13 protein-coding genes are annotated in these 14,213 nt (G+C 63.4%); 12 read left to right on the top strand and 1 reads right to left on the bottom strand.

All coding sequences use genetic code 11. From position 1 onward, the window contains the following. The first annotated feature begins 6 nt into the window (after nucleotides 1-6). A complete protein-coding gene (locus HA052_RS06590) occupies nucleotides 7-1,419 on the top strand; it encodes a fimbrial protein (protein WP_206118793.1) in 1,413 nt (470 codons plus the stop codon). Further along, nucleotides 1,409-2,176, top strand: coding sequence for a fimbria/pilus periplasmic chaperone (locus tag HA052_RS06585; protein WP_206118792.1), 768 nt, complete (start codon nucleotides 1,409-1,411; stop codon nucleotides 2,174-2,176). The genes HA052_RS06590 and HA052_RS06585 overlap by 11 nt, the downstream gene beginning before the upstream one ends. A 355-nt stretch (nucleotides 2,177-2,531) precedes the next feature. On the opposite strand, the gene HA052_RS06580 is transcribed toward HA052_RS06585, so the two are convergent. Then, nucleotides 2,532-3,929: a purine-cytosine permease family protein gene (locus tag HA052_RS06580; protein WP_166451282.1), complete on the bottom strand. Its 1,398-nt coding sequence runs from the start codon at nucleotides 3,927-3,929 to the stop codon at nucleotides 2,532-2,534. A gap of 362 nt (nucleotides 3,930-4,291) precedes the next feature. On the opposite strand from HA052_RS06580, the gene hemG reads away from it, so the two are divergent. The 10 genes from hemG (at nucleotide 4,292) to HA052_RS06530 (ending at nucleotide 14,198) form a co-directional block, all read left to right on the top strand. Next, on the top strand, nucleotides 4,292-5,623 hold the full coding sequence (gene hemG / locus HA052_RS06575) for a protoporphyrinogen oxidase (protein WP_166451281.1): 1,332 nt from the start codon (nucleotides 4,292-4,294) through the stop codon (nucleotides 5,621-5,623). A gap of 37 nt (nucleotides 5,624-5,660) precedes the next feature. Next, a complete protein-coding gene (locus HA052_RS06570; protein WP_166451280.1) occupies nucleotides 5,661-6,395 on the top strand; it encodes a substrate-binding periplasmic protein in 735 nt (244 codons plus the stop codon). A 137-nt stretch (nucleotides 6,396-6,532) separates the two neighbouring features. Further along, entirely contained in the window at nucleotides 6,533-7,423 is an 891-nt protein-coding gene (gene glyQ, locus HA052_RS06565) for a glycine--tRNA ligase subunit alpha (protein ID WP_166451279.1), read from the top strand. A gap of 44 nt (nucleotides 7,424-7,467) precedes the next feature. After that, a complete protein-coding gene (locus HA052_RS06560) occupies nucleotides 7,468-7,893 on the top strand; it encodes a surface-adhesin E family protein (RefSeq protein WP_166451278.1) in 426 nt (141 codons plus the stop codon). A gap of 14 nt (nucleotides 7,894-7,907) precedes the next feature. Next, entirely contained in the window at nucleotides 7,908-9,968 is a 2,061-nt protein-coding gene (glyS, locus tag HA052_RS06555) for a glycine--tRNA ligase subunit beta (protein WP_166451277.1), read from the top strand. Nucleotides 9,969-10,017: 49 nt separating this feature from the next. Further along, the gene (gene gmhB / locus HA052_RS06550; protein WP_019103520.1) at nucleotides 10,018-10,563 is read left to right on the top strand and encodes a D-glycero-beta-D-manno-heptose 1,7-bisphosphate 7-phosphatase; all 546 of its coding nucleotides are present in this window, start codon (nucleotides 10,018-10,020) and stop codon (nucleotides 10,561-10,563) included. 26 nt (nucleotides 10,564-10,589) lie between these two features. After that, nucleotides 10,590-11,366, top strand: coding sequence for a lysophospholipid acyltransferase family protein (locus tag HA052_RS06545; RefSeq protein WP_166451276.1), 777 nt, complete (start codon nucleotides 10,590-10,592; stop codon nucleotides 11,364-11,366). Further along, on the top strand, nucleotides 11,326-12,054 hold the full coding sequence (locus tag HA052_RS06540) for a M48 family metallopeptidase (RefSeq protein ID WP_240937287.1): 729 nt from the start codon (nucleotides 11,326-11,328) through the stop codon (nucleotides 12,052-12,054). The genes HA052_RS06545 and HA052_RS06540 overlap by 41 nt, the downstream gene beginning before the upstream one ends. Then, entirely contained in the window at nucleotides 12,054-12,434 is a 381-nt protein-coding gene (gene gloA, locus HA052_RS06535; RefSeq protein ID WP_166451324.1) for a lactoylglutathione lyase, read from the top strand. The genes HA052_RS06540 and gloA overlap by 1 nt, the downstream gene beginning before the upstream one ends. A 354-nt stretch (nucleotides 12,435-12,788) precedes the next feature. Beyond that, nucleotides 12,789-14,198: a sodium:proton antiporter gene (locus HA052_RS06530; RefSeq protein ID WP_166451275.1), complete on the top strand. Its 1,410-nt coding sequence runs from the start codon at nucleotides 12,789-12,791 to the stop codon at nucleotides 14,196-14,198. Nucleotides 14,199-14,213: the final 15 nt, after the last annotated feature.

The following is a 14,213-nucleotide window of genomic DNA, read 5'->3' as shown; positions in this document are numbered from 1 at the left end:
AGCAAGATGAAATTTCAATCCGACGCGATGGCGCGCGTGGCCCTGGCGCTGGGCTTGCTGGGGGTGGGGGCGTACAGCGTGCAGGCGGAAGCCGCTTGTTATCGCGTGTCGCGGGCCACGCCGACGAACGATAGCAATGCTGTGGACTATGTCGAGCCGGGTAAGGGGGTGGTGCGGGTTTGGGATGGGGCGCACGATTCCGCAGGAAAGGGCGCGATGGCGATGACCATCAATATGAATAATGAAGCGTTCCAGCCCGACGGCACTTTGCTTGGCAGCAAGGTGCTGAGCATTTACGACCTGGGCTCCGGCCATATCGGAGGCTATTCGCCGGAGCAAGTGTTGTTTCGTTGCTCGCCGCAGGAATCGCCGGAGTCTTTTTACGAATACTACTCGACTAATGGCGACAATCCTTGGGCTGGTAAGGACGAAGAGGGCAGCGCGATTGGTTTGCCGGAGTCTTACCGCACGGTACAGCGTGGTCTGATGGCGCGGGTGACCAATCTGAATACCGGCGAATATGCGTCGCGCTATTGGAAGCGGCGGCAACTGGTGCTGGATAAGGATCGCGACATAGATTCGAAAAAGTGGTATCTGATCAAGGCCAAGCACTTTAGCAATTACAAGGTGGAATTTTTCAAATACAGTCAATCCCAGGGTTCGGGGGATATTGCTTGGCAGGACGGTGTGGCCGGCCAGAACTGGGATTATTCGCAGCCCATTGCCTATAGCGCGTTTCAAGGCGGCGGTTTGTCGCCGTTATTGGGAGAGGGCGTGGATCACGCGTCGCAGTGGTCCGGTTTCTACGACGCCTGGCCCGGCGCCATCAATCCATATCAAACCGTCAAGGTACGCCGAAACGCCAGCTGCCGCGTGGAAATGGTGACGCCGGTGGTGACCTTCCCGCCTATCAGCGCGGTGGAACTGGAGAAGGGCGGGCAGCGCACGCTGCCGGTCGATGTCCGCCTGCAATGCCAGACCGGCGCTCCGGCCAATATCGGGCTGTCTGGCTTCCAAAGCGGTACTGGAACAGGGCAGACGGCGATGGGGGTGTTGGTGCAGTCGGCCAATTACCAGGCGGCGTTGAATGAGGATCTGGGCGTCCCAGGCGGCAGCGGAGTCACGCATCTGCTGTCCGACGGCTATGCCGACAACCCCGCGGTGGCAACCGGTGTGGGAGTGGCTTTGAGCCGGCCAGACGGCCAGGCGCTGAACTTGCTGGGCAGTGAGCTGATCACCGGCGGCGGCGCGGGAGCTGGCTGGTATCCGGTGTTGCAGGACGCGGACGCGATGGAGAATCAGAACGGCTTGACCCGCTATCATGCCAGGATGCGCGCGACGCTGATTCGGCTGCCGGGAAAGCGGGTCAAGGCAGGTTTCTTGAACGCGACCGCGCAGGTGGTGGTCCGTGTCCAGTAGCGGTTGGGCGCAATGGGGCGCGCGCGCGCTGCTGTGTCTGTGGTGCGGCAGCAGCCAGGCCGGCTTGTTGGCGGAGTCCACGAGGGTGGTATTCGCCGCCGGCAGCGCCGAGCAATCGCTGCAACTGGTCAATCTCAATCCCTATCCGGTGGTGGTGCAGGCCTGGGTGGACGACGGCCGGCTGGAGTCTGGACCGGACGCTGTCGGCGCGGCGGAGGCGGCGGTAATGCCGATACCGCCGATTTTCCGCCTCAACCCGAAAGCGCAGATCAGCCTGCGTCTGATCGCCACCGGCGTACCTCTGCCCGCGGACCGCGAGTCGCTGTTCTGGCTGAACCTGTACGAGATTCCGCCGGCGCGGACGGACTTGCCGGCGGACAGCCAGACGCTGACGGTCACGCTGCGTACTCAGATGAAACTATTCATGCGGCCGGCCAAGCTGACCTCCTCAGTGGAGGATTTGCCGGGGTTGCTGAGCTTCGCGCTGGAACAGGGGGTGGGCGGGCTGCGATTGCGCATAGACAATCCCAGCCCCTATTACGCCACTTTCCGCTCTTTGGAAGTCGCTTGCGCAGGAGGGGAGGCGCAAGCGCCGGCAGCGGACATGTTAGCGCCCCGGACAGGGGAAACGCTGGTTTTGGCTGCTCCGTTGCCCTGCGCCGCTGAGGCGGTGGAAGTCCGTTTTCTGCTGGTGGGCGATGACGGTAATCCGGTGGCGGGGAGGGCCGCGCTGCGGACAAGCGCAAGCGGCGGCTAAGAGCCTGTTCAAAGTCTCGCGAGCGAGGGAGAGAGAAGGCGAAAACCGCTGAGAAAGCGGAATGTGCAAGGGGTACATGAGCATTTTGAGATGGTTTTCAACGCCCTTGTCCAAAATATCCCACTGAGGCGCCGCAGACTACGAACAGGTTCTAAAAGCCACTTTGCAAGCCTGGCCCGCCGGTTCCCTTCAGTCCCTAGGCCTTTGAGCGGGCTTCGGCATGAGGCGGAAATTTGCCTACCGCCCCCGGAACTGCCCAGTTGAACGGATACCAGCTGTCAGGAGGATTGAGAGAAGAGAATGGAAGACAAACGGCGCGTCCTGCAGGAGGCGCCGTTTGTATTGGATGCTTGTTTTACTTGGCGGCGCAGGCTGGCGCGGCCCGCGGAGCCCGCTTGCGGGCCAGGAGGAAATACAGTGCGCCGGGCGCGGCCAGGCCGACCAGCCAGGAAACGTCCACCTGGCTCAGATAGGGCAGCAGAGGCCCGCTGTAAAAGCCGGTGTCGATGAAGGGTAACTGAGCCAGCAGTCCGAACGCGTAGCAGCCGATGCCAACCTTATTCCAGCGACCGTATGCCCCGTCGGGGTCGCTGAGCGCGGGCAAATCGTATCGTTCTTTGTTGATCCAGTAGTAATCCACCAGATTGATGGCGCTCCACGGGGTGAAAAAGGTCAGCAGAAACAGGATGAAGGATTTGAAATACCGCAGGAAGTCGGCCTGCGCCGCCAGCGCAATCCAGGTGGACAGGCCTACGATGGCCAGCACTAAGATCAGGCGTTGAACCTGGCCTATCCGAGCCTGGCGCTTGAAGCCGCTGATGATGGTGGCCAGGCACATGAAGCTGCCGTAGGCGTTCAGCGTCGATACGGTAATCTTGCCGAAGGCGATGCTGAAAAACAGCAAGCCGGCCATCGCGCCGTCGCCGCCCAGGCCGACGATGTAAGCCACCTCCCGGCCGGCGAACGATTTGCCTACCAGCGCGGCGGCAAATACTCCCAAGGTCATGGCGATCTGCGCGCCGAGCACCGAGCCGCCGCCGACGCATAGAAAGGTGCGCAGCGGGGAGGTGGCACCGGGGAGATAGCGGGAATAATCGGCGACATAGGGGCCGAAAGCGATTTGCCAGGACGCGGACAGCGAAACCGCCAGCAGAAAGGTATCCCAGGCAAAGCGATGATTTCGCAGCAGCGGCGCGATATCGTTGACGCTCAGCAGACGCGCGAACAGGTAGGCGAAGGCGACGAGGCCGAATACGCTGGCCACGCGTCCCAGCAGGTGGATCATCCGGTAACCGCACACGGCGAAAACGGCGATGACGGCGGAGAAGATCAGGATGCCGGTCTGGCGGCTGACCCCGGCCAACTGAGCGATGGCCTGCCCGGACAGAATGGTGCCGGTGGAATTGAAACCGACGTAGAGCACGCAGACCAGCGCCAAAGGAATGGTGGCGCCCTGCACGCCGAACTGCACGCGGCTGGAGATCATTTGCGGCAAGCCCAGCCGCGGGCCTTGCGCGCCGTGCAAAGCCATCACCGCGCCGCCCAGCAGTTGGCCGATCAACAAGCCGATCAAGGACCAGAACACCTCTCCGCCCAGCACCACCGCCAGCGCGCCGGTGATGACGGCGGTGATTTGCAAATTGGCGCTGAACCATAAAGTGAACTGGCTGAGCAAGCGGCCGTGGCGCTCGTTCTCCGGGATGAAATCGATTGCCCTTTTCTCTATCAGGCTGCTTGACGGTTTTGCCTGCATGACGCTTCTCCTCAAGAAAGACGGGGGCCGGGACGGGAGCGCTCCGGCGCGGCGGGGTGAGTTTTTATTCTAATAATGACGATTGACTGTAAGTGTATATACAGAGCAAGGTCAATTAAAAACTGAATGTGTTAACTTGGGCGCGAGCCGGCTTGCCGCGGATCAACCGGCGTGCGGGCCGCTCTAGGCATACTGGAACTTAGAACCTGTTCAAAGTTTGCTGTGCTTCGGCGATACGGCGTTGAAAACGGCTTCGAAATGCTCATGTACCGTAAGTACATTCCGCTTTCTCAGCCGTTTTCGCCTTGCCTCTCTTTTCACTCGCGAGACTTTGAACAGGCCCAATTTAGAGGGGACGGGAAATGATTGCGGTGATAGGCGCGGGAATGTCCGGCCTGGCCTGCGCCTGGCAGTTGCGCCGGCGCGGCGTGGATGCGGTGGTGTTCGAAGCGTCCGACAGGGTGGGCGGCAAGGTGCTGAGCCTGGACTTGGCGCCGGGCTTGATGGAGGCGGGGCCCAACACCGTGTTGGCGGACGAAGCCTTGTGGCAATGGCTGTTGGAGCTTGGGCTGACGCCCTTGCCGCCGGCGCCGGGGCCGCAGCGGCGTTTCGTGTTGCGGCACGGTCATTACTGCGCCTTGCCCGACGGCCCGGCCGCGCTGCTGACCGGCTCCTACTTCAGTTGGGGCGCCAAATGGCGTTTATTGAGCGAGCCCTGGCGTCGTTCCGCGCCGGCGGAGGCGGAAACGGTGGCGGCCTTCTTCCGGCGCCGGCTGGGCGAGGAAGCGCTGGCCACTCTGGTGGACCCGTTCATCGGCGGCGTATTCGCCGGAGATCCGGAAGAATTGCTGATGGCGGAATGCTTGCCCGCATTGGCGGCCGCGGAGCGGGAGGCTGGTTCGCTGGCCTTGGGCATGTGGCGGCGTTGGCGGCGCGGGGAGACGAGACGCAAGCGAATGTTCACGCTGGCGGGCGGGCTGTCCAGCCTGGCCGAGCGGCTGGCGCGCGATCTGGACGTGAGGCTGGGCTGTCCGGTACTGGGCCTGGAGCGCGCAGGCGAGGGCTGGCGAGTGCTGACGCCGCGAGGGCCGCAGCCGGCCAGCGCCGTGGTGCTGGCCTTGCCTGCGCCGCAGACGGCCTTGTTGTTGAGGGATTGCGAGCCGGAATGGGCGAACGCCTGCGCGGCGCTGCCCTACGCGCCGCTGACCGTAGTGGCCACGGTAGCGGAGGCGGAAGCGCTGCGTCGGCCGTTGAATGGCTTTGGCGGTTTGCACCCCGCCAGCGAGCAGGCTCTGGCCTTGGGACATTTGATGTCCAGCCGGATTTATCCACACACGGCTGCGCCCGGTTTGAGGCTGGTGACCAGTTTTATCGGCGGCCGTCGCCAGGCGGCGTTGGCCGGATTGCCGGACCAGACCTTGTTGCGGCGTTTGAACCTGGAACTGGCGCGCCTGTTCGGTCTGGAAGGCGAGCCCTTGAGCCAGCGCATTGTACGCTGGCCGCAGGCGTTGCCGCAGGGCACCCCGGCGATGGCGGCCTTGCGGCCGCTGGCGGCGGCCGCGAGCGAGCGAGGTCTGCATGCGTGCGCCAACTGGCTGGACGGGGTGTCGCTGCCGGATTGCCTGGCCAAGGGCCGGGCGCTGGCGGACCGGCTGGCGGAGCAGGCTTTGCATTGTCGCGGATACGGCATATAACAAATCGTCGCGGACAGCCGGGCGAAAGGAGCGGGCGATGAGGGCGAGTCTATGGATGGCGGCTGTCGGAGCCGGCTTGCTGTCGGCGGGGGCGGCGGCGCAGGCCCCGGTCAAACTATGCGGAGTGGAGTGGCAGCCGTTCACCTATGTGAAAAACGGCAAGGTGGATTCCGGCATCAGTCACGACGTATTGCAGGAGGCCTTCCGCCGGATGAACGTGCCGGTCACGATGGAGGGCGCGCCGTGGGAGCGTTGCCTGCGAGGTATCAAAACCGGCGATTACGACGCGGTGATCGACAATGAGGTCGCGGCGCAGACGCCGCGTTTCAAAAACGTTTACTCCAGCTATCCGGTGGCCTTGTGCGTCAAGCGAGGCTCGCCGGTCAAGTCCTTCGATTGGAAGCTGGTGCAGGGCCAGACTGTGGGCATGGTGCGCGGCTACACCTATACGCCGAAGATTCTGAACTACCCCAACTGGAAACTGGAGCCGAGCAACGACGAGGATCAGCTTTACGCGATGCTGACCGGCGGCCACCGCCAGTTCGTATTGTGCGATGTCTGGGGCGCGTCCCTGCGGTCGAATGTGGAGATCCTGCAGCCGGTGATAGACCGAACAGATTTATCGCCCACTTTCAGCGATCGACAGGCGGCGCTGGCGGCGCGGCTGGACGCGACGATAGGCGATTTGATTCGCGACGGCAGCGTGGAGCGCATCTACGCCAAATACACCAAGCGCAAGTTCCGGGACATGGTGCCGGCGACGGGCAAATGAGGGCGACGCGACGCGAGGCGGGCCGGCGGGAGGATATTTCGCCGGCCTTTTTGATTTGCCGCCAACGGCTTGGCTTTGCGCGGGGGACGCTAGGCGGTAGAATCGGCCTTTGACTTTTCACTTTGCTTGCCACGTCTATGCTTACCTTCCAGGAAATCATCCTCACGCTCCAGCACTATTGGAACCGCCAGGGCTGCGCCTTGTTGCAGCCTTACGACACCGAAGTGGGCGCGGGGACTTCCCACACCGCCACCTTTCTGCGGGCGCTGGGGCCGGAGCCGTGGAACGCGGCCTATGTGCAGCCGTCCCGCCGTCCCAAGGACGGCCGTTACGGCGAAAACCCCAACCGCCTGTTTCAGCATCATCAATTCCAGGTAGTGTTGAAGCCGTCTCCGTCCAATATCCAGGAACTGTATCTGGGCTCCTTGAAGGAGCTGGGCCTGGATCCGACGGTGCAGGATATCCGCTTTGTTGAGGACGACTGGGAAAACCCGACTCTGGGCGCCTGGGGGCTGGGCTGGGAAGTCTGGCTGAACGGCATGGAAGTGACCCAATTCACCTACTTCCAGCAAGTGGGCGGCCTGGACTGCAAGCCGGTTCTGGGCGAGATCACCTACGGCCTGGAACGCCTGGCCATGTATTTGCAGGGCGTTGAGAACGTCTACGATCTGATCTGGACCCATTTGCCGGACGGCCAGCCGGTGACTTACGGCAATGTGTTCTTCCAGAACGAAGTGGAGCAATCCAAGTACGCGTTCGAACACAGCAATGTCGAGCTGTTGTTCCGCCAGTTCAACGATTACGAGGCCGAGGCCAAGTCGCTGCTGGAGGCCAGCCTGCCGTTGCCGGCTTACGAAATGATCCTCAAAGCCGGCCACGCGTTCAACCTGCTGGACGCGCGCGGCGCGATCTCGGTGACCGAGCGCGCCACCTACATCGGCCGCATCCGCACCCTGTCCCGCGGCGTGGCGCAGGCCTATTACGACGCCCGCGAAGCGCTGGGCTTCCCGATGTGCCGGCAGGCCTGAGCTTGGCTTGCCGCCCCGGCCGTTTCTTGACAGAGGGAATGCGCATGAAAGCTTTTTTCGCATGCCTATGCGCCGCGTTGGCCTTGCCGGCGCAGGCCGAACCCGCCGCCGACTGGGTGGCGTATCAGGATGGCAAGGCGCTGCAGTTGGCGATAGACGGCAATTCGCTATGGCTGGGGCAGGACGGACTGGTGCACTTCGTCAACCAGGAACGGTTCGACAAGGTCCAGTACGAGAAAAGCTACAAGCTGAAATTCAATATCCGCCGCAGCGTAGGCTACGCCGACTGCGGCAAGTACCAGTACGTGTTTGTTAGTTCCGATTATTTCGATCGCAACAACAAGCACCTGTTCTCAACCCTGTTTCCAGTGCCGCGTCACGCCTGGAAATGGCAGCCCGTGTATGGGGGATCGGTCGCCGACGCCATGATGAAGGTGATCTGCGAAGCCGCCGGGGCCGCCAAGCGTTAAGTTTTCGAGTGAATATGAACCAGACATTGCTGATTGAGCTGCTCACCGAGGAGCTGCCGCCCAAAGCGCTGGAAAAGCTGGCCGCCAGCTTTGCCCAGACCATTGGCGACGAATTGAAGAGAATGCAGTTCGCGCCGGCCGACGCCGAGGCGACGGTTTACGCCTCGCCGCGCCGCCTGGCGGTGCAACTGGCCAATGTGGCCGCCTTGCAGCCTGACCAGAAAATCACCCGCAAAGGCCCGGCCGTGGCCGCCGGACTCAAGGATGGTCAACCCACGCCGGCGCTGGCCGGTTTCGCCCGCTCCTGCGGCGTGGAGGTGTCCGCGCTGTCCACGATGAGCGACGGCAAGCAGGACGTGTACGCCTATGAAAGCGTCAAGCAGGGCCAGCCGCTGGCCGCGGTGCTGGCCGACGTGGTGGCGCTGGCGCTGAAAAAGCTGCCGGCGCCCAAGCTGATGCGCTGGGGCAGCCTGGATGTGCAATTCGTGCGTCCGGTGCACGGCTTGATCATGCTGCACGGTGACGCGGTGGTGCCGGGAGAAGTGCTGGGCCTGCAAAGCGGGCAGCGCACCCGCGGCCATCGTTTCTTGTCCGAAGGCGAGGTGACGGTGGCCAACGCCGACGCCTACGCGCGCACCCTGCATGAATCCGGCAAGGTGGTGGCCAGCTTCGACGCTCGCCGCGAACTGATCCGCCACAAACTGACCGAGGCCGCCGCCCGCCTGAACGCCACCATCGCCGCGCCGGAAGCCTTGTTCGACGAGGTGACCGGCCTGGTGGAGTGGCCGGTGGTGCTGGAAGCCGGTTTCGAGGCTGAATTCCTGCGCGTGCCGCAGGAGTGCCTGATTCTGACCATGCAGCAGAACCAGAAGTATTTTCCGCTGCTGGACGCCTCCGGCAAGCTGATGAACCGCTTCCTGCTGGTGTCCAATCTGGAAACCGCCGATCCGTCCTTTATCGTCGGCGGCAACGAGCGCGTATTGCGCGCGCGTCTGTCCGACGCCAAGTTCTTCTTCGAGCAGGATCAGAAGGCGCGGCTGGACAGCCGGCTGCCGCGTCTGGCCAATGTGGTCTACCACAATAAGATCGGTTCCTTGCTGGAGCGCGTCGAGCGCCTGCAGAGCATCGCCGGCGCCATCGCCCATGAGCTGGGCGCCGACGCCGCGCTGGCCGCCCGCGCCGCCTATCTGGCCAAGGCCGATCTGGTGTCCGACATGGTGGGCGAATTCCCCGAACTGCAAGGCGTGATGGGCATGTACTACGCCCAGCACGACGGCGAGCACGCCGAAGTGGCCGCCGCCGTCGAAGGCCATTACCACCCGCGCTTCGCCGGGGACACGTTGCCGGAAGGCAAGATCGCCACCGCGGTGGCGCTGGCGGACAAACTGGAAACCATCGTCGGCATCTGGGGCATCGGCCTGATTCCCACCGGCGACAAGGACCCGTTCGCATTGCGCCGCGCCGCCCTGGGCGTGGTGCGCATGGCGCTGGAAGCGGATTTGGATCTGAAAGCGCTGCTGAACATCGTCGTCGCCGCCTTCCCGGCCGGCAAGCTGTCCGCCGCCGTGGCCGACGAGGTGTTCGGCTTCATGATGGACCGTCTGAAGAATTTCCTCGCCGCCGATTACAAGGGCGACGAGATCGACGCGGTGTTGGCCCAGGCGCCCAGCCGGCTGGCGGAAGTGCGCGCGGTCTTGTCCGCGGTGGCCGCCTTCAAGGCCTTGCCGGAAGCGGCCGCGCTGGCCGCCGCCAACAAACGGGTGAAGAACATCCTGAAGAAGGCCGAAGGCGAAGTGGGCGCGGTGAACCCGGCGCTGCTGAGCGAAGCGGCCGAGCAGGCGCTGTTCGCCGCCGTCGAGCAACTGGCGCCGCAGGTGGACGGCAAGTTCGCCGCCCGCGACTTCGCCGCCGCGCTGACTCAGTTGGCTTCGCTGCGCGCGCCGGTGGACGCTTTCTTTGACGGAGTGATGGTGATGGCGGACGACGTCGCGGTGCGCAACAACCGCATCGCCTTGTTGGCGCGTCTGGCCGGCTTGTTCAACCGCGTGGCGGATATCTCGCTGCTGGCGGAGTAATCCGATGGGGCGGCCCGCGGCCGCCCCGGCGCTCTGGACGGGGAAAACCGTGAAACTAGTGATACTCGACCGCGACGGCGTGATCAACGAGGACCGCGACGATTTCGTCAAATCGCCGGCGGAGTGGGTGCCGATCGAACACAGCCTGGAGGCGATCGCCAACCTGACCCAGTCCGGCTGGCGCGTGGTGGTGGCCACCAATCAATCCGGCATCGGCCGCGGCCTGTTCGACATGCAAGCGCTTAACGCCATGCATGAGAAGATGCACAGGCTGGTGGGCCAGGCCGGCGGCCGCATCGACGCGGTGCTGTTCTGTCCGCACGGCCCCAGCGCCGGCTGCGACTGCCGCAAGCCATTGCCGGGCATGGTGCTGGAGATCGCGGAGCGCTTCAATGTGAAGCTGGACGGTTTGCCGCTGATCGGCGACAGCCGCCGTGATTTGGAGTCGGTGGCGGCGGTGGGCGGCTTGCCCATCTTGGTCAAGACCGGCAAGGGCGCCAAGACGCTGGCCGACGGCGAACTGCCGGCCGGCACCCTGGTGTTCGACGATTTGTACGACGCCGCGGAATATCTGATCGATTCCCGCGAACGTTGATTTCAGAAAAGGATAGTGTTCCAAGCATGCTGAGTTTATGGCTTCGTAACCTGCTGTACTGGCTGGTGCTGATGATCGTCACGCCGCTCTTCTTCTTCCTGCTGCTGCTGTCCGCGCCGCTGCCGCGTCGCGCGCGCCATGTGTTCGGCGTCAGCTGGGCCTTGAGCCTGCTGTGGATGCTGGAGCATGTGATCGGCTTGAAATACAAGGTGCTGGGCGCGGAAAACCTGCCTGAGCAGCCGTCGGTGATCTGTTCCAAGCACCAGTCCGGCTGGGAAACCTTGGCCTTGCAGAAGATCTTTCCGTGGCAGGTGTACGTGGCCAAGCGCGAGCTGACCTGGATTCCGGTGTTCGGCTGGGGCCTGGTGCTGATGAACCCCATCATCATCAACCGCTCCGACCGCGCCAACGCCAACCAGCGCCTGCTGGAGCAGGGCTTGGAGCGCAAACGCCACCGTTTCTGGATCACGGTATTCCCGGAAGGCACCCGCACCAAGCCGGGCGTGGTGGGCAAATACAAGCTGGGCGCCGCGCGCATGGCCAAGCAGTTCGACATGCCGCTGGTGCCGGTGGCGCACAACGCCGGCGAGTTCTGGCCGCGCAACGCCTTTCTGAAATACCCCGGTGAAATCACTGTGGTGGTGGGCAAGCCCATTGTGCCGAGCGAAGAGCTGGGACCGGAGGCGATGATGAAGGAGGCCGAGCAGTGGATCGAGGCGCGTCAGCGCGAGATCGGCGGTGTCGGCCCGTTTGCGGACGAGGATGAAAAGCGCAAGCGTCTGGCTGCGTCTGCCGCTGCCTGACGGCGAGGTGGATGTGGTGCTGACCCGGCGTCCGCGCAAGAGCGTGGGCATTCGGGTTAGCGCGGGCAGGGTGGAACTGGTAGCCCATCCGGCGGTCAGCGCCGCTCGTTTGCGCGAAGTGTTGTTGGAGCGTCGAGACTGGATCGCCGGTCATGTGGCGCGACAGAGGCAGGCGCGGCGGCAAGCCGATGATCTCAGTCAGCTGCGCTGGCGGGGCGAGGCCCTGCCCATCGTGTTGGCGGCCGGCGCGAGGCGTACGGCCAGGCTGACGGCGGACGGTTTGATTGTTACCGGTATCATCAACGGCGACGTGGCCGCCTTGAAGCAGGCGGTGCGCCGTTTCTTCAAGAGAGAGGCGGCTTTGCGCTTTCCGGCGCGGATGTCGGAACTGGCGCGAGGCTGTCGTCGCCAGCCCTGCGGCCTGCAGCTGTCGTCGGCGCGCACGCGCTGGGGCAGTTGCACCGCCGCCGGAATGATTCGGTTGAACTGGCGCTTGCTGCAGGCTCCGCCGGCGGTGCTGGACTATGTGATCGCCCATGAATTGGCCCATCTGGAACACATGAATCATTCGCCCGCCTTCTGGGCGGAGACTGCGCGTTTGTTCCCGGACTGGCAGGCGGCACGGCGTTGGCTGAAGCTGCACGGCGCCGGGCTGTTCCATTTTGATGAATCACAAGGAGAAGAATGATGCGTCTATTGCACACCATGCTGCGAGTGGGCAACCTGGAGCGCTCGCTGGCGTTTTACCAGGAAGTGCTCGATATGAAACTGTTGCGCCGCCAGGATTATCCGGACGGCCGCTTCACCCTGGCCTTCGTGGGTTACGGCGCGGAAGAAGAGCAGACGGTGCTGGAGCTGACTCACAACTGGGACACCGAATCCTACGAACTGGGCAGCGCTTACGGCCACATCGCCGTGGAAGTTCCGGACGCTTACGCCGCCTGTGACATGGTGCGCGCCAAAGGCGGCAAGGTGACCCGCGAAGCCGGCCCGATGAAGCACGGTACAACGGTGATCGCCTTCGTCGAGGATCCAGACGGCTACAAGATCGAATTCATCCAGCGCTGAGGCCGGTTCGCTCATGCAGGCAAGGCCGGCGGCAGCGAGCCGCCGGCCTTGTTTCATCAAATGCTTAATTAGCGTGGCAATCACGCCAAAACTCTTGGTTCCGATTCCGGTTTTCCTTGTCCGGACTGCCCGAGTTATGGGACGATGTAACGCTTTGTAACCGTTTGGGTCGAAACCGGACGCGCCGCTCCCAGGGAGACGAGATCCGCGCCGGCCTGACGTGTCAGCGCAACGGCACCCGGCTGCCGTTCCGCGTCGATAACACCGCCGGAGTCCACTCTTTGCATAGCCTGCCCTCACGCGGCGCAGGCGATGGCGCTTTTATCAATGGGCGTCATGCCCTCGGGAAGATAGATGACCAAAAAACTCTTTAGCGCCGCCGCGCTGGCTCTGCTGCCGGCGCTGGCGCAAGCCGCCGAACTGGACGGCGCCACGCTGAGCCTGGCCTGGGGACTGCCGTTTGCCGGCATTTTGCTGTCCATCGCGCTATTCCCCATATTCGCGCCGGGCATCTGGCACCACCACTTCGGCAAGATCACCGCGGTTTGGACCGTGTTGTTCCTGGCGCCCTTCGCGGTGGCTTACGGCCTGGGCACTTCGATGGCGCTAATCGTTCATGCTTTGTTCGCCGAATACATTCCCTTCATTGTGCTGCTGTTTTCGCTGTACACCGTGTCCGGCGGCATTCTGGTGTGGGGCTCGCTGCACGGCTCGCCCAAGCTCAACACCGCCATCCTGGCGATAGGCACGGTACTGGCCTCGCTGATGGGCACCACCGGCGCGGCGATGCTGCTGATCCGTCCCTTGCTGCGCGCCAATGAGAAGCGCAAGCACAATGTGCACGTGGTGGTGTTCTTCATCTTCCTGGTGGCCAACGTCGGCGGCGGCCTGACCCCGCTGGGCGATCCGCCGCTGTTCCTCGGCTTCCTCAAGGGCGTGAGCTTCGGCTGGACCGTGCAGCACATGGCGCTGCCGGTGCTGGTGTTGTCGCTGGCACTGCTGGCCATTTTCTATGTGTTGGACAGCCATTTCTTCAAGAAGGAAGCGCAGGCGGGCACGCTGCCGGAAATCGACCGCTCCAAGGACAAGCCGATTAAGCTGCACGGCAAGCGCAATCTGTTCCTGTTGGCCGGCATCATCTCCGCGGTGCTGATGTCCGGCGTCTGGAAGCCGGGCGTGCAGTTCGACATCATGGGCACGCATGTGGAGCTGCAGAACATCGTGCGCGACCTGGCCTTGATCGGCCTGGCCTTCGCTTCGCTGTGGATCACCCCCAAACAGGTGCGCGCCGGCAACGAGTTCAACTGGGACCCCATTCTGGAAGTGGGCAAGCTGTTCGCCGGGATCTTCATCACCATAGGCCCGGTGATCGCGATTCTGCGCGCCGGCGCCGACGGCCACTTGGCCGGCCTGGTGCGCATGGTGTCCGATGCCAACGGCCAGCCGGTGAACGTGATGTATTTCTGGATGACCGGCATTCTGTCCAGCTTCCTGGACAATGCGCCCACCTATCTGGTGTTCTTCAACCTGGCTCATGGCGACGCCCAGGTGCTGATGGGCCCGATGGCGGACACCCTGCTGGCGATCTCCATGGGCGCGGTGTTCATGGGCGCCAATACGTATATCGGCAACGCGCCCAACTTCATGGTCAAGGCCATCGCCGAGCATCGTCATGTGAAGATGCCGAGCTTCTTCGGCTATCTGGGTTGGTCCTGCGCCATCCTGCTGCCCTTGTTTGTGCTGATGACGCTGATTTTCTTCTGAAGCAGCCGTCCCCTT

Source organism: Chromobacterium fluminis (assembly GCF_011602385.1).
Classification (GTDB): domain Bacteria; phylum Pseudomonadota; class Gammaproteobacteria; order Burkholderiales; family Chromobacteriaceae; genus Chromobacterium; species Chromobacterium fluminis.
Note: the sequence above shows the minus strand (reverse complement) of the source record. Positions and strands in the feature narration are given on the sequence as shown.

Excerpts from the sequence above, each read along its gene's own strand:
- glyS (WP_166451277.1), top strand. The coding sequence starts at position 7,908 with ATGAACCAGACATTGCTGATTGAGCTGCTCACCGAGGAGCTGCCGCCC.
- hemG (WP_166451281.1), top strand. The coding sequence starts at position 4,292 with ATGATTGCGGTGATAGGCGCGGGAATGTCCGGCCTGGCCTGCGCCTGG.
- HA052_RS06590 (WP_206118793.1), top strand. The coding sequence starts at position 7 with ATGAAATTTCAATCCGACGCGATGGCGCGCGTGGCCCTGGCGCTGGGC.
- HA052_RS06540 (WP_240937287.1), top strand. The coding sequence starts at position 11,326 with ATGAAAAGCGCAAGCGTCTGGCTGCGTCTGCCGCTGCCTGACGGCGAG.
- HA052_RS06530 (WP_166451275.1), top strand. The coding sequence starts at position 12,789 with ATGACCAAAAAACTCTTTAGCGCCGCCGCGCTGGCTCTGCTGCCGGCG.
- HA052_RS06580 (WP_166451282.1), bottom strand. The coding sequence starts at position 3,929 with ATGCAGGCAAAACCGTCAAGCAGCCTGATAGAGAAAAGGGCAATCGAT.
- HA052_RS06560 (WP_166451278.1), top strand. The coding sequence starts at position 7,468 with ATGAAAGCTTTTTTCGCATGCCTATGCGCCGCGTTGGCCTTGCCGGCG.
- HA052_RS06545 (WP_166451276.1), top strand. The coding sequence starts at position 10,590 with ATGCTGAGTTTATGGCTTCGTAACCTGCTGTACTGGCTGGTGCTGATG.
- HA052_RS06570 (WP_166451280.1), top strand. The coding sequence starts at position 5,661 with ATGAGGGCGAGTCTATGGATGGCGGCTGTCGGAGCCGGCTTGCTGTCG.
- glyQ (WP_166451279.1), top strand. The coding sequence starts at position 6,533 with ATGCTTACCTTCCAGGAAATCATCCTCACGCTCCAGCACTATTGGAAC.
- gloA (WP_166451324.1), top strand. The coding sequence starts at position 12,054 with ATGCGTCTATTGCACACCATGCTGCGAGTGGGCAACCTGGAGCGCTCG.